We start from the raw sequence: 16,586 nt of genomic DNA on the forward strand, positions 1-16,586 counted from the left end.
TTAAATCTTGAGCTTTTCTTTTTTTTACTTACAAAATTTTTTAATCTTTTTATACTTCCTTTTAATCCCAATTATAAAACTATACTTTGAGGATATTTGTAGTATAATTACCGCTATTTTTAATTAAAACTGAAAAAAGGAAAACCATGGGTTTTTTATTTAATAAATATAGTCACTTTAATTTGGCAAATATCGTAACATTTTTTAATATAGCTTCAGGTATTTTTGCTATTTATTTTCTAACTCATCATCAATTTTTAGCAGCAGCTCTTTTTGCTTGGTTAGCAGGTGGTTTTGATATATTTGATGGAAAAATAGCAAGAAAGTATAATCTTTCTACACAATTTGGTATTCAGCTTGATTCTTATGCTGATTTTTTATCTTTTGTTATTGTTCCTGCAATGTTTATCTATTTTGCAGTTGTTGATACAAAAGAAGAGTTTTTATTTATGCCTTTAGTTATTTTTGCTTTTATTTACTATATTATTTCTGGACTTAGAAGATTAATTCAATTTAATATTAATGCTGATGAAGGAAAAGTTGAAAAATTCTTTACAGGAGTTCCAACACCTCTTGGAGCGATACTTCTTTGGCTTGTTTATTTAGTATATTTAACAGATACTATTTCTGAAACTTTTGTACTTTTTATGATGATAATCATCGCTTATTTATTAAACTCAAAAGTAAAAATCCCACATTTATAAGACTTATATGAAATTTAACGAAATTGTAACTATTGATTTAGGCTCTAACTCTTTTAGAGTTCTAAAATATGACTATAAAAATCATAAAATTATCTCAGAATTTAATGAAGTTGTTGGAATGGCAGATGGTTTGGTTGAAACTCTTAATATTTCAAAAGATGCAATGATAAGAGTGATAAATGCTATAAATAAAGCTTCACAAGATTTAAATTTTGATCCTAAAGATGCAGTTTGTGTAACAACTGCAGCCATGAGAAAAGCATTAAACAATAAAGAAGTTTTGTCTTTTTTTGAAGAAAAAACTGGTGCAAAGTTTAGTATAATCGATGCAAATGAAGAAGCAAGGCTTACTTTACTTGCAGTTAAATATGCTTTAAAAAGAGAAAAAATTAATTCAGAAAATTTTGTTTTGCTTGATATTGGTGGTGGTTCTACTGAAATTGTTGTAAATACAGCCCAAAATTATGAAGCAAAAAGTTTTGATTTTGGAATTGTTACAATGACTCAAAAATCAATAAAAAAAGAGGATTTAGAAAAAGATTTGAATGATAGAAAAATTCAAATAAAAGAGTTTCTAAATTCTTTAAAAATTGATTTAAAAGATTATAGTTTTGTAGCAACAGCAGGAACACCAACAACCATAGCAGCGATAAAATTAGGACAAGATTATTTTAGTTATGATAGAAATATTGTAAATGGAACAAAAGTGAATTTAAATGATTTAGAAGACTCTTTAAAAATTTTCAAAAGTCACTCAAAAGATGAATTAACTAAACTTGTAGGACAAGGAAGAGTTGAATTTATGGAAGTTGGAACATATATTTATAAAATGGTTTTTGAAGTTTTACAAAAACATGAATCAATAGTTTTAGATGATGGCTTAAGAGAAGGTGTTGCTATAAACTATGCTTTAAACAAAGTAAATTAAGATAATAATCTTACACTTTGTTCTTGTACAATATTTGCTTGAGCAGCAGCTAAATAGCCAACATTTGCATTAATATTTGTTTTTGAAAAATCATTAGCTTCTTTCCCAAAATTTATATTTTCAGTTGATTTTTCATTATAAAGTTCAAACTGTTTTGAAATATCTTCTTTTGCACTATTTTTTAGTTGATTAGAAAAATTATCAAATTGATTAAAAGTATTTTCTAGCTTTTCCATAGAAGAAGAAACTGTATTTTTAGCATTTTCTAAATTTGTCTCAATATTTAAATCTTTATTATTTACAACATCAAAAATTGTATTTGCAAACTCTGCTGTATTTGTTTTTTCCATAGAAAATGTTTGTGAATTAGTATCAATAGTAATAGAGTTGTTATCCTCTTTTTGAGTTACAAGTAGATTTTCATTTTTGTATTTTGTATCATATGCTAATTGATTGAAAGCTACTAAATCTTCATTTATACTTTTTCTTATATCGTTTTTATTTTCTAAATTTTCACTGTTTTGAAGTTTATCTTGAATAGTATTTAAATAATTTTGCTGTTTTTCAATAGAGTTCATACTAATATTTGAGATAGCAATACCGTCATTTAAAGACTGAATGTTTTGTGAAAATTCACTTCTTTGAATATTATAATTGCTTATAGATAAGTTTAAACTTTCATTTTGAAAGTTGTCTATTTTATTTGTTTGAGTTTTATTTAATTGTAAAGATGAATTACTGTTTAAACCTGAAATTGCACTATTGTTTATAGCATTTATATCCACTTTTTGTCCCTTTAAATAAACATAACAATTATTGTATCTAAAAAAAATTAATTAATATCTATTTTTTCTAAATTTTATAATATCAATCGTTCATACAAAGGTAATTTAATTCTATTTTCAGTAAAATAAAAACTTATTTTTAGACAACGGAGAATTATTATGAAAATGACTGGCGCAAAAATGGTTGTAGAATCATTACATCAAGAAGGGGTTGAAGTAGTATTTGGATACCCTGGAGGCGCTATAATGAACGTCTATGATGAAATATATAAACAAAACTATTTTCAACACATTTTAAATAGACACGAACAAGCTTCAATTATTGCAGCTGAAGGTTATGCAAGAGTAACAGGAAAAGTTGGCGTTGCTATAGTAACAAGTGGACCTGGATTTACAAATGCAGTTACAGGAATAGCGGATGCTTATATGGATTCTATTCCTTTGGTTGTTATTTCTGGACAAGTTCCAACAGCAATTATTGGAACTGATGGGTTTCAAGAAATTGATGCAGTTGGTATTTCAAGACCATGTACAAAACATAACTATTTAGTTAATAAAATTGAAGATTTACCAAGAATTATAAAAGAGGCATTTCATATAGCAAGTACTGGAAGACCAGGACCTGTTCATATTGATATCCCAAAAGACATTACGGCTGAAGTTGCAGATTTTATCTATCCAGAAGAGATAAATTTACCAACTTATAAACCAACAATTAACTTTAATAAAAGACAATTAAAAAAAGCTATGGAAGCAATTTCAACAGCTAAAAAACCTTTATTATATGTTGGTGGAGGAGCAATTTTATCAAATTGTGCTTATGAGATTAGAGAGTTAGCAAAAAAACTAAATATCCCTGCAGTTGAAACATTAATGGCAAGAGGAGTTATGGGTGATGAAAATCCATTATTCTTTGGAATGTTAGGAATGCATGGAGAGTATTCAGCAAATATGGCTGCACATGAAACAGATTTATTAATCTCTTTAGGTGCTAGATTTGATGATAGAGTTACAGGAAGACTTGATGAATTTGCATCTAAAGCAAAAGTTATTCATGTTGATATTGACCCAACATCTATTGCAAAGCTTGTAGTTCCTGATTATCCAATAGTTGGAGATTTAAAAGTTACTGTTAAAGCTATGATTGAAGCAGTTGAAGAGTATGAATTTAATGATTATTCAAATTGGGTTGAATTATTAAGAGATTATAGAGAAAAAGAGCCTTTAAGATATATTGATAGTAATGAAGTTATAAAACCACAATGGCCAATTCAAAGAGTTGGAAAACTTTTAGGTGATAGAGCAATAATATCAACAGATGTTGGTCAACATCAAATGTGGACAGCACAATTTTTCCCATTCTCATATCCAAGACAATGGGCAACAAGTGGTGGTTTAGGAACTATGGGATTTGGTCTTCCAGCAGCACTTGGAGCTGCAAGAGCTATGAAAGAACATGATAAAGTAGTTATCAATTTCACAGGAGATGGTTCTATTTTGATGAATATTCAAGAGCTTATGACTTGTGTTGAATATGATTTACCAGTAATTAATATAGTTTTAAACAATAACTATTTAGGAATGGTAAGACAATGGCAAACTATGTTTTATGAAAATAGATTATCACAAACTGATTTAACAGCTCAACCAAACTTTAAAATGCTTGTTGAGGCTTTTGGTGGAATCGGTTATACTGTAACAACAAAAGATGAGTTTGATAAAGCACTAAAAGATGCAATTGAAAAGAAAAAACCTGCAATGATTGAAGTTATTGTTGCAAGACACGAAGAGGTTTTACCTATGGTTCCAAATGGTCATGCCTTAAATGAAATGACTTTAATAAAAGGAGAAAGATAATGAATAATTTTAACCACTATTACGACTCAGAAACAACTAGACAAGTTATCTCAATAGTTGTATTAAATGAACACAATGTTTTATCAAGAATAGTTGGATTATTTTCAGCTCGTGGTTATAATATAGATTCATTAACTGTCGCTCCTATGGCTGATAGCCCATATTCAAGAATGACAATAGTAACAACTGGTGATAAAAGAGTGATAGATCAAATTGTAAAACAATTAAATAAATTAATTCCTGTATTAAAAGTAAATGAACATAAAAATGTTATAGAAAAAGATACAGTTTTAATGAAGTTTTCAGTAGATAATAATCTATCAGATATTGATGTAATAGCAAGAGCTTATCATGGTGCTATTCAAAATGTAACAGATGAAGCTATTATTGTAAGTGCCACTGATTCAAGTGCTAGAATAATGAATTTTATAAAAGTTATGCAAAAGTTCAATCCGCTAGAAGTTGTAAGAAGCGGTATTGTAGCTATGGAAAGATAATATTCTCAAGGATAAAAAATGACTCTTAACGAAATTGCAAACTATATAGGAATTGATTGTAAAAGTAATAAAGAAATAGTTGGTTTAAATACATTAACAAATTCAAATGAAGATGAATTAACTTTTTTAGAAAATAAAAAATATTTATCTGATTTAAAAAACACAAAAGCAGCAGCAGTTCTAGTAACTGCTGAAAATGCTAAAGAAGTTCCAAGTTCTACTGTTGCAATAATTTGTGAAGAGCCATATTTAATGCTAGCAAAAATAAGTAAACTTTTTGCGCCAAAAATAGTTGAAATGGATGGTAAAAAGCCTATTATTGGAGAAAATACTACTATAATGTCAAATGTTTATGTAGGTTTTAATTCATCTATTGGAGCAAATTGTACTATTATGGCAGGTGCTTTTATTGGTGATAATGTAACTATTGGAAATAACACAATTATCTATCCAAATGTTACAGTTTATAGAGACTGTAAAGTTGGAAATGACTGTATCATTCATGCTGGAACTGTTATTGGAAGTGATGGTTTTGGTTTTGCAAATACAAAAGATGGTAAATACATAAAAATTTATCAAAATGGTAATGTTGAGATTGGTAATGATGTAGAAATAGGTGCAAATTGTACAATAGATAGAGCTGTTTTCAAATCTACAAAAATTGAAGATGGTGTTAGAATAGATAATTTAGTTCATATTGGGCATAATTGCAAAATTGGTAAAGGATCTATTCTAGTTTCACAAGTTGGATTATCTGGTTCTACTACACTTCATCCTTATGTTGTAATGGGTGGTCAAAGTGCAACAGTAGGACATATAGAAATTGCAGCATTCACAACTATTGCAGCTCGTGGTGGAGTTACAAAAACAATAACTGAACCTAAGAAACAATGGGCAGGTTTCCCTTTATTTGAGCACAGACAATGGCTTAAATTACAAGGTAAAATATCTAATTTATTAAAATAAAGGTTTTATCATAGCTAAAAAAATTATTTCACTAATCTTTTTATTTATCATTATATATTTTCAATTTTCTGCATTTGCTAGTGGAAAAGATGTAGTAGGAAATGTTGGGTTTAGTTTTGCCCAATTTTCTTATAAATATTTTGGATATTTATCTTATATGTATTTATTATTACTACTTTATCCATTATACATAATAAATTTTAGAAAAAATCTAGATCAAAGAGACTTACTTTTAAATATATTGATTATATTTTTACTTCTTTTTGTTTGTTTAATGTTTCAAGCTTTAGTTGTAGAAAATCCTTATTCAAGAGGAGAAATTGGAAATATTTTAATTGATTCATTAACTCCTATAATTGGACAAGCAGGACTTTACATTTTTGTAATTGTTGGCTTTATTATTTCATTTTTAGTTTTATTTGAAACTTCAGATTATGACATCGAAGATTTAAAAAGATTAAAAAACAAAATAAAACTAAAAAATAATATAGCTATTTTTAAGAAAAATGAGAAAATAAATACAAACAATAAAAAAGAAATTACTTATAAAATTGAGCAATTAAATAAAATAAAAGATCAAAAAGCACTACTTAAAAGTAATCTTGCTCAAATTGAGTCACAACTACAACTTCAACCACAAAATATTGAAAAAAGAGAAGAGATTGAAACGTCAGTATCTATTAATAATGATATAAACGATATTCAAGTTACAGAGTATCAAAATATAATAGTTGAAGAACTTGAAGAAAATAAAAAACTTTTAGATCAAATAGAAATAGGGGAAACAATAAAACCAAAAGATTTTGAACTTCCTCCAACAATATTTTTTCAAAATCCTCCAAAAGAGAATAAAACAAAAGTAAATGAAGCTTTTATTGATAAAAAAATTGCTGATTTACTTGATAAACTTGCTATGTTTAAAATTGAAGGTGATGTTGTTAGAACTTATACAGGACCAGTTGTAACAACTTTTGAGTTTAAACCAGCACCAAATGTAAAAGTTTCAAAAATTTTGAGCCTTCAAGATGATTTAGCAATGGCATTAAAAGCTCAAACTATTAGAATACAAGCACCAATTCCAGGAAAAGATGTAGTAGGAATAGAAGTTCCAAATGAAGACACACAAACAATATATCTAAGAGAGATGTTAGAAAGTGAAATATTCCAAAGTTCTATTTCTCCTCTTACTATGATTTTAGGAAAAGATATTGTTGGAAAACCATTTATAACAGATTTAAAAAAACTACCACATTTATTAATAGCAGGAACGACAGGAAGTGGAAAATCAGTGGGAATTAACTCTATGATTTTATCACTTTTATATAAAAATTCACCAGATAATCTTCGTTTAGTTATGATTGACCCAAAGATGCTTGAGTTTTCAATGTACAATGATATTCCTCACCTTTTAACACCAGTTATTACAAAAGCTAGTGATGCAATCAATGCTTTAGCAAATATGGTTGGTGAAATGGAAAGACGATATACTTTAATGTCAAAAACAAAAACAAAAAATATCGAAAACTATAATGAAAAAGCACAAAAAGAGGGCTATGAAACTATGCCTTATATAGTTGTTGTTATTGATGAGTTAGCTGATTTGATGATGACAAGTGGAAAAGATGTTGAGTATTCTATTGCAAGGCTTGCACAAATGGCAAGAGCAAGTGGTATTCACTTAATAGTTGCAACTCAAAGACCTTCAGTTGATGTTGTAACAGGATTAATTAAAGCAAATTTACCAAGTAGATTATCTTATAAAGTAGGGCAAAAAATAGATTCTAAGATTATTTTAGATTCAATGGGTGCTGAATCTCTTTTAGGAAGAGGAGATATGTTATTTACACCTCCAGGAACTCCTGGACTTGTAAGAATCCACGCTCCTTGGAGTACAGAAACTGAAATAGAGCAAGTTGTAGAATTTTTAAAAGCTCAAAGAGAAGTTCAATATGATATGAATTTTATAAAAGATAGAGCAACTTCATCTTTATCTAACTCTTCAAATGGAGCAACAAATACCGATTTAACTGAACTTGATGACCTTTATGAAGATGCAAAAGAGGTTGTTTTAGCAGATAGAAAAACATCAATCTCATATATTCAAAGAAGACTTAGAATTGGGTACAATAGAGCTGCGACAATAGTAGAACAACTTGAACAAACAGGTGTTTTATCTGAAGCAGATACTAAAGGAAATAGAGAAATATTAGTTCAATAAAATTGTTACAATTTATTTACATTGATATACTATAATCATCAAAGTTTTTAAGGAGTAATAAAAATTGATTAATATTTTGATGATAGAAGATGATACTGAATTAGCAAATATTTTAGTAGATTATTTAAAACAGTATGATATAGAAGTTACAAACTATGAAACTCCTGAACTTGGAGTTTCAGCACTCTCATTAAAAAAATATGATTTAATAATCCTTGATTTATCTCTACCAAATATTGATGGAATAGAAGTTTGTAGATTAATTCGTCAAAGATATGATATTCCTATTATAATATCTTCTGCAAGGTCTGATTTAGATGATAAAATAGCTTGTTTTTCATCTGGAGCAGATGATTTTATGCCTAAACCTTATGACACGCAAGAGCTTATTTTACGAATACAATCTATTTTAAAAAGATATAACCATCAAGCTTTGGAAAAAGAGGTATTTTTAAATAGAAAACCAATTTTTACTTGTAATGAATCAAAAATGGAAATTTATCAAAATGATAAATTATTAGATTTAACAAATGCAGAGTTTTTCATACTTCAATATCTAATCTCAAGAGCTGGATTTGTGGTTTCAAGACAAGAATTATTATCAAATGTTGATTCTATAAAATATGAAAGTTCATACAAAAGCATTGATGTATTAATAGGACGAGTTAGAGCAAAAACAGAAGAAAATACAAAAAATCCAAAATATATTTTATCAATTCGAGGAGTAGGTTATAAACTGGTTAATCAATAAAAAAGATTCAATTTTTTTTCAAATTAGGCTTTTTTTTATTTCTATATTTCTTTTAATAAATACTTTGATAATTTTACAATTCTTAGTTGATAATAATGCCTATAAAATATTAGAAATGAAAAGATATATTTCAACAATAAAAACTTTAGAAGAGTTACATAGAAAACCAGATATTTCAAATGATGAAATAAACGAAAGAATAGCTGTTTTTGATATAAAATTAGCTGATATTTCTTTTGAGGAACTTTTAAAATCTGATTATAAAAAAATTAAAATAGACAAAGATGCTCCAATAGATATTTATATTTTAAATGATGTTAAATATGTGCATTTTAATCCAAATGAAGATTTTAGAAAAATACCACCACCTCCTATTCTACCTTTGCAAAATCAACGACTTGATGAATTTGGTGAATCAATTTTTTTTAAATTAAGACCAAAACCTTTTGAAATACTTTTAATTGATGAATTAAATGAAAAAGATTTTAAATATTTCTGGCTAGTTGTACTTTTTTCAATAGATATTTTATTACTTTGGTTTTTTATGTTTATAGAAAAAAAACTAAAACCTTTAATATCTTTAAAAAAAGATATGAAAAATTTATCAAATGGAAATTTACAAATATCTACTAAAACAGATGGAAAAGATGAAATATCACAAGTTGCTAAAGAGTTTGATATTGCTTTAAAACAGTTAAAAGAGCTTAGAGATTCAAGAAATTTATTTTTACGAAATATTATGCATGAATTTAAAACTCCTATAACAAAAGGAAGATTAATTACTGATATTTATGAAGATAGTGAAAGAAAGTTTATTTTAATAAGAGTTTTTCAAAGATTAGAATATTTACTTAGTGAATTTGCAAAAATAGAAGAGTTAACATCTGGAAAAATCACTTTAGATAAACGCAAATATTATGTTGTAGATTTAATAGAACAGGCTTTTGATATTTTATTGTTAGAAGAAGATGTTATAGAAGTTGAGTATTCTCATGAGCTAAAAATAGAAGCTGATTTTGAATTGTTTTCTATTGCTTTAAAAAATTTGATTGATAATGCTATAAAATATAAAACAGAACAAAAACCAAAAATAATCATAAACGAAGATTCTATTCAAATAATAAATAAAGGGAAAGAACTTTCAAAAGATATTAAAGAGTATTTTAAACCCTTTAATCATGATTATGAAACTGCAACAAGTGGCTTAGGATTGGGGCTTTATATCTCAAATAATATTATTAAAATTCATAAATTTGAACTAAATTATATCTATGAAGATGGTTATCATAATTTTTTCATCAAAATAATATAAATTGTTACCAAATATTTACTCTAAAAGAATAAGATTTTAAAATTTTAGAAAGGAGTTTATTATGACAGTATCTTCGTATAATTCAGTATATAGTAGTTTGATGTCTCCTACTAGTAATATTTCAAAAGACATTGTTTCTCAAAATGACAAAGATTCTGATTCATTATTAAGTTTTGATGAATTAGATATGGAAGAAGAACAATTTTCTGCAATTGATGCGGATTCTGATGGTTTATTATCTCAAAATGAAATTGCAACTGCAATAGATAATCAATTATCATCTTATAGTAGCAGTGGAGAAATGCCTTCTAAAGAAGATTTTGAAAGTTTACTTTCTAGTCTTGGTCTTGATATGCCAAAACCACCATCAAGCCCACAAGCAGATGATTTTAGTTCTATGATAATGTCAAATTATGATAGTGATGGAGATTCTCTTCTTAGTTCAAGTGAAGTATCATTATTAAGTGAAGAAGAGTTTTCATCTTTAGATACAAATAGTGATGGTTCTATTTCAACTGATGAATTATCAAGTGCTTATGATGAAGTAGCAAGTAATATACAATCATCATCTTCAAGTCGTCCAGCAGGTGGTGGTGGAGGAGCAGTAGCTTCAAGTAGTGATGAAGATGAAGAGTATGATGAGCTTGATACAAATAAAGATGGTGTTGTTTCTCAAGCTGAAAAAGATGCAGCTTTAGGAACATCAAGTGAAACTACAACAAGTAGTACATCATCTATGCAAGATACTCTAAAAATGTTATTTGATACAATCAAAACAAATAGTAGTACAAGTAATTCAGAGGATTTAAAGTTAAGTAGCTTTAAAAATCTTATGCAAATGATGAATAATCAAACAAATAATACAAACTTAAATAGTTATGTAAATAATCTAACAACAAAGTCATCTTCTGTTTTCAATTATGCCTAGAATCTTCTAGGCATAAAATTAATCAAATCTATAAATTATCCTTATTTTTAATAAAATAATAGGTTTGAAGTGATAGATTCAATTTATAAAGTAGCTCTTTTTATAATTTTTTCATCAAATATATATGCAAATATTCTAAATATAGATGAGAATACAAAAAATATTAACTTGCTCCAATATAGCGAGATTTATATAGATAAAACTAGAAGTTTAACTATTGAAGATATTAAAAACCCAAATATCAAATTTGAAAAAAATGATAAAAATATTTTAGCTTATGGTTACTCTCCAGATTTAGATGTTTGGATAAAAATAACTATTAAAAACAATTCAAATAAACCAATTCTTAAAATTATTGAGTACAATAATCCTCTTACGACAAATATAGATTTTTTTGATTCAAATAAAAATATTCATCTTAAAGATGGTTTTTTAATCGATAATTTAGACAAATCTACAATAAATCCAATTTTTAAAATAGAACTAAATCCAAATGAAGAGAATATATATTTTATAAAAGCAACTTCGAATATAACAACTTTAATAGTTGATTTGAAACTTTGGGATGAAAATGTTTTTTATAAAAAAGAGATAAAACATCAACTAATATTATCACTTTTTTTTGGAGCAATGTTTATTTTAGGAATTTATAACCTTTTTATATATGTATTTACAAAAGATAAAAGTTATTTATATTATGTTTTATATATTTTTGGATTAATCCTTCATCATTTACTATATATAGGTTTTGCAAAGCTTTATATTTTCAATTTAGATACTCTCAAAATTATAATAAAATTAGCAGCACTTTTAGTTGCTCTTCCAGTTTATTTCCTAGGGCTTTTTACAAAAAGTTTTTTACAAACTATTCAATATACAAAATTAAATAAAGTTTTAAATGTATTTTTGATAATTATTCCTTTAACAGTCATATTTTTTCTTTTAACAGAGGAGTATGACAAACATAGAAATAGCTTAACAATGCTATTCTTAATATTTTTACTAGTACTTACAATCTATGCTTCATTAAAGAAAAATAAACAAGCATATTTTATACTTTTTGGATGGGTTATTTTTTTATCATCTGGTTTATTGATGTATTTATCAAGTGCTGGAATATTGAATATTACATCTTATTTTCCATATTTAATAGAAGTTTCATTTGTATTAGAAGTTGTAATATTTTCTATCGCTTTAGCAAATAGAATCACAAATTTACAAAAAGAAAAAAATGAAGCAAATCAAAAATTGATAGTTCAACAAGAAAATGAAACAAAGAGATTATCAAAAGAAGTAGATTTAAGAACAAAAGATTTAAAAGTTGCACTTGGAGAAAAAGAAGTTTTATTAAAAGAGTTAAATCATAGAGTTAAAAATAATATGCAAACGATTGTATCTTTGATTAGACTTCAAAGTGATGAAATTGAAGATGAAAAATTAAAAGATATTTTACTTACTACTCAAAATAGAATTGGTGCAATGGGACATCTTCATGAACTTTTATATAATCAAGAAAATATAAATTTTATAAATGTTTATGAGTATTTTGAAACACTAGTTGATGAAGTAAAATCTAGTTATGATGAGTCAATAAATATTCATCTTGATATAAAAACAAAACTAAAAATGGAACAAGCAATATATTGTGGTTTGATGATAAATGAACTTATTACAAACTCTTTTAAATACGCTTTTTTAAATAAAAAAGGAAATATTTATATAACATTAGAAAAAAGTAATAATATCCTAAAATTAAGTGTAAAAGACGACGGAGTTGGGTTTGATAAAGATAATACAACTTTTTCTTTGGGTTTAACTTTAGTAAATACTTTAGCAATTAATCAACTAAAAGGAGAAATGGATATAGAATCAAAAAATGGTACATCAATAACTATTTCTTGGAATGAAAATGAATAAAGAAAAGATATTGATAATAGAAGATGATTCTATTGTTGCACTTGATATAAAAAGAATTCTAAATAATTTAGAATACAAAGTTACAAATATAGTTTCAAATTATGAAGATGCAATATCAAGTATAAAATATGAAAAACCAACTCTTGTTTTTTCTGATATAAACTTAGGAAAAGATAAAAAAGATGGTATAGATATAATAAATGAAATACAAAAAAATAGTTATATTTCAGTCATTTATCTTACAGCTTATAGTGACGAAGATACTATACAAAGAGCTATCAAAACAAATCCTTTAGGCTATATATTAAAACCTTTTAAAAAAGAGGATATAAAATCAACTTTACTATTAGCTTTGTATAAGATGAAAGATGAAAAGTTTGAAAAAAATATTTCAGATATAAAACTTGATGAAGATTACTTTTATGATTTAAAAAATGAGATACTTTTTTATAAATCAAAACCAATAAAATTGAGTCAAAAAGAGAATCAATTACTTAAAATTTTAGTTGAAGCTAAAGGACGACTAGTGTCTTTTAGAGAAATAGAATATTTACTTTGGCAAGATTTCCCTGTTTGTGATAGTACGCTTAGAACCTTAATTTATCGTTTAAGAACAAAGTTAAATTATAAAATAATAAAAACTATTCCAAGTATTGGGTGTAAAATTCTAAATTCAACATAAATTTAATAAATTTTGTGACGCAAATTGTGACGCTTCTCTATTAAAGTTTGTCCTAAAAAAAGGACAAACAAATGGCTTACATAAACAAAAATATCTCATTAAATATACTTCAAGAAATCATCAAGGTTAATATCTATCAAAGACAAAATTATCTTCCAAAGTCTTTTTTATCTTTAGAGAAACAAGCTTTAGAAATTTTTCAAAAAAGAGTCTTTTTAGAGAGTATTTTAGAAGATACCATCTCTTTTAATAAAAAATTATCTTGGGAAGATAAATATAAAAATTTATCATTAGTTAAAAATGCAGAAGAGCTAATAGAAGTATTTAAACTAAGAAGTCATGTATTTACACAAATTAATTATCAAAACGAATTTCCAGATATAATAGAAGGATTGAATTTTGATATTTATGATAAAAATTCTGCTGTAATTTTTTATAAAAATAATAAAGAAGTAACAGCAACTATAAGACTGATTTTTGATTCAGAAAATAAACTTCCTTCTGAAAATAAATGTTCTTTTGATGATATGAGGGAAAAATATAATTGCATAGGTGAAATTTCTAGAAATATTGTAAAAAATAGAGGACAGGGATTGAACTTAGAGTTTAAGTATCTTATGTGTGGAATTTATAATGTTTTTATAAATAATAATATAGATATAGCACTCTCTGGAATAAAACAAGAACATCTAAAATTATTTAAGAAATTAGGGGGAGTTGATATTTATAAAGAAATGCCTTCTTATGGTAGCTTAGAAGTACCGTGTTTAATTATATCTTACAATCCTAAATATGCTTCAAATTTTTTCAAAAAAGTTTTTTTAGAAGAATAGTTTTTTGTGACACTAGATGTGACACAAAAATGTTAAAATTTTTGAAAAAGAAAAAGAATTGAATTATGCAAAAAGAAAAAATACTCATAGTTGAAAATGAAAGTATCGTAGCTCTTGAAATTAAAAGAACACTTGAACATTTTAATTTTGAAGTAACAGATATTGCTTTTGATTATAAAAGCGCTATAAGTAGCGCACTATCAAATAAACCTGATTTAATTTTAGTAGATATAAATTTAGGTAAAGGAAAAGATGGAATTGAAGTAGTAAAAAAGATTCAAACTTTTTATGATGTACCAATTATTTATTTAACTGCATTTTGTGAAGATAAAATCATAAATAAGGCAATAAAAACAAAACCAGTTAGTTATCTAATAAAACCTTTTAAAAGAGAAGAATTAAAATCAAACATAATAATTGCACTAAATAAAACTTCTCAAGAAAATAATATTATTAAAATAGGAGATGAATATCATTTTAGTACAAAAGAAGATAGGCTTTATTTTAAGGCTATCAATATAAATTTAGGTTTAAAAGAGAAATTACTACTTAAAAAACTTTTAGAGTTAAGAGGTCAAGTTGTGGAATTTAAAGAATTAGAAGAATTAATATGGGGAACTAATGATATTTCTAAAAGTACTTTACGAACACTTATATATAGACTTCGAGCAAAATTTAATGGAAAGTTTATAGAAACAATTCCAAATATTGGATGTAAAATCGAAGTATGATAGATAATAAATAAAAGGAAGTTCTATTATGCAATACCAAACTATACTAAAAGCACTAATTTTATTTAACTTATTAACTCTTTTTGTAGGGTGTTCTTATAAGATAGACAATACTTCAAAAAAAGAGAGTTATAAAACTTTAGAGAGTATATCTTCTTTAAATGTTGAAAAAAAAGATATAACTATAATAAATGGTGCAAATTATAGTGTTCACTATGTAAACTGGGGGAATGGGGTTGGTATGTCACCAGTTTTCAACTTCAACCAACCTTTGATTTCAAATAAAAGTTGCAAAACAATAAGCCAAATAAACATAGATGAGATTACAAGTAACCTATCTGAACTTACTCAATTATTTAAAAATAAAAATATAATAATAGAAAATAAAAGTAAAAAAACTCTACTTATAACTCCTGAAAAATATGACTGTGATAATGACTTCTTATACATAAAAGTTACTTTACTAGAAGAGAAAGAGTTGATATATCAAAATCTTTCTATTTTAGATAGATACTATAATACGGTTGTTTTTAGCTATTTTTTTACAAAATATAGTTTTAGTAAAGATTCAAAAAAAGATATAACTAAATTTTTTAAAGTATTAATCCAAGACTTAGAAAAAACTATAAATTTCTCTCCAATAAAATAAATTTTAAATAATTTTAAAAAAAAGTAGAAATTGTGACGAGGATGTGACGCCTCTTTGGTTATAATTTAATAACTAATATCAAATAGGGGATATAAAAATGTCTAAATTGCTACAAATTGCTTTTATTACTACACTTGTAACTTTTATATTTAGTGGGTGTACAAATAAAATGCCACCAAAAAATTTCGCTTTACATAATGATACAGTTCAAAATATTAAGAAGAAAGATATAAATATTGAAGTAAATAGTGTAAAAATATCGGGTGATGGTGCACCAAATAAATGGCAATATTTTTATATGGTTGAAGAAGAAGACATAAAAGCTTATCTAACAAATAATATAAACAAATTCTACAATAGAAATTCATTCAATATAGAGAATTATAAAGTAGATGTAAATATGGACTTTACTCGTTCATTTGATAAAGGAATGGAAACAACAATAAATGCAACATATATTGTTTATGGTACAAATCAAATTATGCAACCTATAAATATAAAATCTAGTTATATAGCAGAAAATACTGTTACATTTGGAAAAATAATGGGAGCATCTATGATAAAACTTTTTACAGGAGTACATACTACAGGTGAAGAAACAAATGCTCATCTTAAGTATGATACTTTAGAAAAAACAGCTTATGCAGAAGATGACACAGTAGCTCTTACAGCTCTTGATGGTGGTATTAGATTAAAAACTTCATATACAGGTGCAATAAGACTAAATTTTGCTAAATTTTTACAAAAGTTCAATGAACTAGTAAATAGTCAAAATCAAACATTGGTATTAAATAAATAAAAAAATATGATTTAAAAATGAGGCAAACA

The 16,586-nt window shown here is 25.9% G+C and carries 16 protein-coding genes; 15 read left to right on the top strand and 1 reads right to left on the bottom strand.

What is annotated here, in order from left to right; all coding sequences use genetic code 11:
• Positions 1 to 146: 146 nt before the first annotated feature.
• On the top strand, positions 147 to 704 hold the full coding sequence (locus tag CKV87_RS05780) for a CDP-alcohol phosphatidyltransferase family protein (protein ID WP_004509338.1): 558 nt from the start codon (positions 147 to 149) through the stop codon (positions 702 to 704).
• 7 nt (positions 705 to 711) lie between these two features.
• Positions 712 to 1,632 carry a Ppx/GppA phosphatase family protein gene (locus CKV87_RS05785; protein ID WP_012012853.1) on the top strand — a complete coding sequence of 307 codons (921 nt, stop codon included), beginning with the start codon at positions 712 to 714 and terminating at the stop codon, positions 1,630 to 1,632.
• Here the strand turns inward: CKV87_RS05785 and CKV87_RS05790 are convergent.
• Positions 1,629 to 2,417, bottom strand: coding sequence for a hypothetical protein (locus CKV87_RS05790; protein WP_012012854.1), 789 nt, complete (start codon positions 2,415 to 2,417; stop codon positions 1,629 to 1,631). The two genes, CKV87_RS05785 and CKV87_RS05790, sit on opposite strands and share 4 nt — an antisense overlap.
• Before the next feature lie 159 nt (positions 2,418 to 2,576).
• Between CKV87_RS05790 and CKV87_RS05795 the strand changes: the two genes are divergently transcribed.
• The 13 genes from CKV87_RS05795 (at position 2,577) to CKV87_RS05855 (ending at position 16,557) form a co-directional block, all read left to right on the top strand.
• Positions 2,577 to 4,274 carry an acetolactate synthase large subunit gene (locus tag CKV87_RS05795; protein ID WP_004509341.1) on the top strand — a complete coding sequence of 566 codons (1,698 nt, stop codon included), beginning with the start codon at positions 2,577 to 2,579 and terminating at the stop codon, positions 4,272 to 4,274.
• Positions 4,274 to 4,771, top strand: coding sequence for an acetolactate synthase small subunit (gene ilvN / locus CKV87_RS05800; RefSeq protein WP_004509342.1), 498 nt, complete (start codon positions 4,274 to 4,276; stop codon positions 4,769 to 4,771). Before CKV87_RS05795 ends, ilvN begins: the two co-directional genes overlap by 1 nt.
• 18 nt (positions 4,772 to 4,789) lie before the next feature.
• Entirely contained in the window at positions 4,790 to 5,737 is a 948-nt protein-coding gene (gene lpxD / locus CKV87_RS05805; RefSeq protein ID WP_012012855.1) for a UDP-3-O-(3-hydroxymyristoyl)glucosamine N-acyltransferase, read from the top strand.
• A 10-nt stretch (positions 5,738 to 5,747) separates the two neighbouring features.
• Entirely contained in the window at positions 5,748 to 7,955 is a 2,208-nt protein-coding gene (locus tag CKV87_RS05810; protein ID WP_095065855.1) for a DNA translocase FtsK, read from the top strand.
• Positions 7,956 to 8,019: 64 nt separating this feature from the next.
• On the top strand, positions 8,020 to 8,706 hold the full coding sequence (locus CKV87_RS05815) for a response regulator transcription factor (RefSeq protein WP_004509346.1): 687 nt from the start codon (positions 8,020 to 8,022) through the stop codon (positions 8,704 to 8,706).
• A gap of 10 nt (positions 8,707 to 8,716) precedes the next feature.
• Positions 8,717 to 10,018, top strand: coding sequence for an ArsS family sensor histidine kinase (locus CKV87_RS05820; protein WP_257122232.1), 1,302 nt, complete (start codon positions 8,717 to 8,719; stop codon positions 10,016 to 10,018).
• Between the two features lie 61 nt (positions 10,019 to 10,079).
• Positions 10,080 to 10,946, top strand: a complete 867-nt coding sequence (locus CKV87_RS05825) for an EF-hand domain-containing protein (RefSeq protein WP_012012858.1) — start codon at positions 10,080 to 10,082, stop codon at positions 10,944 to 10,946.
• 69 nt (positions 10,947 to 11,015) lie between these two features.
• The gene (locus CKV87_RS05830) at positions 11,016 to 12,863 is read left to right on the top strand and encodes a 7TM diverse intracellular signaling domain-containing protein (RefSeq protein ID WP_012012859.1); all 1,848 of its coding nucleotides are present in this window, start codon (positions 11,016 to 11,018) and stop codon (positions 12,861 to 12,863) included.
• A complete protein-coding gene (locus CKV87_RS05835; RefSeq protein ID WP_012012860.1) occupies positions 12,856 to 13,545 on the top strand; it encodes a response regulator in 690 nt (229 codons plus the stop codon). The genes CKV87_RS05830 and CKV87_RS05835 overlap by 8 nt, the downstream gene beginning before the upstream one ends.
• A 71-nt stretch (positions 13,546 to 13,616) precedes the next feature.
• Complete coding sequence (locus tag CKV87_RS05840) at positions 13,617 to 14,378, top strand: N-acyl amino acid synthase FeeM domain-containing protein (RefSeq protein ID WP_012012861.1); 762 nt, start codon at positions 13,617 to 13,619, stop codon at positions 14,376 to 14,378.
• A gap of 65 nt (positions 14,379 to 14,443) precedes the next feature.
• Positions 14,444 to 15,109 (top strand): response regulator, encoded by a 666-nt coding sequence (locus tag CKV87_RS05845; RefSeq protein WP_012012862.1) that lies wholly within the window; start codon positions 14,444 to 14,446, stop codon positions 15,107 to 15,109.
• Between the two features lie 28 nt (positions 15,110 to 15,137).
• Positions 15,138 to 15,758 (top strand): hypothetical protein, encoded by a 621-nt coding sequence (locus tag CKV87_RS05850; RefSeq protein ID WP_012012863.1) that lies wholly within the window; start codon positions 15,138 to 15,140, stop codon positions 15,756 to 15,758.
• 97 nt (positions 15,759 to 15,855) lie between these two features.
• Positions 15,856 to 16,557, top strand: coding sequence for a hypothetical protein (locus CKV87_RS05855; RefSeq protein WP_012012864.1), 702 nt, complete (start codon positions 15,856 to 15,858; stop codon positions 16,555 to 16,557).
• Positions 16,558 to 16,586 lie beyond the last annotated feature (29 nt).

The sequence above is a fragment of the Aliarcobacter butzleri genome (genome assembly GCF_900187115.1).
GTDB classification, from domain to species: domain Bacteria; phylum Campylobacterota; class Campylobacteria; order Campylobacterales; family Arcobacteraceae; genus Aliarcobacter; species Aliarcobacter butzleri.

Coding starts and splice junctions, on each gene's coding strand:
- CKV87_RS05780 (WP_004509338.1), top strand. CDS start 147: ATGGGTTTTTTATTTAATAAATATAGTCACTTTAATTTGGCAAATATC.
- CKV87_RS05785 (WP_012012853.1), top strand. CDS start 712: ATGAAATTTAACGAAATTGTAACTATTGATTTAGGCTCTAACTCTTTT.
- CKV87_RS05795 (WP_004509341.1), top strand. CDS start 2,577: ATGAAAATGACTGGCGCAAAAATGGTTGTAGAATCATTACATCAAGAA.
- ilvN (WP_004509342.1), top strand. CDS start 4,274: ATGAATAATTTTAACCACTATTACGACTCAGAAACAACTAGACAAGTT.
- lpxD (WP_012012855.1), top strand. CDS start 4,790: ATGACTCTTAACGAAATTGCAAACTATATAGGAATTGATTGTAAAAGT.
- CKV87_RS05825 (WP_012012858.1), top strand. CDS start 10,080: ATGACAGTATCTTCGTATAATTCAGTATATAGTAGTTTGATGTCTCCT.
- CKV87_RS05835 (WP_012012860.1), top strand. CDS start 12,856: ATGAATAAAGAAAAGATATTGATAATAGAAGATGATTCTATTGTTGCA.
- CKV87_RS05840 (WP_012012861.1), top strand. CDS start 13,617: ATGGCTTACATAAACAAAAATATCTCATTAAATATACTTCAAGAAATC.
- CKV87_RS05845 (WP_012012862.1), top strand. CDS start 14,444: ATGCAAAAAGAAAAAATACTCATAGTTGAAAATGAAAGTATCGTAGCT.
- CKV87_RS05850 (WP_012012863.1), top strand. CDS start 15,138: ATGCAATACCAAACTATACTAAAAGCACTAATTTTATTTAACTTATTA.
- CKV87_RS05855 (WP_012012864.1), top strand. CDS start 15,856: ATGTCTAAATTGCTACAAATTGCTTTTATTACTACACTTGTAACTTTT.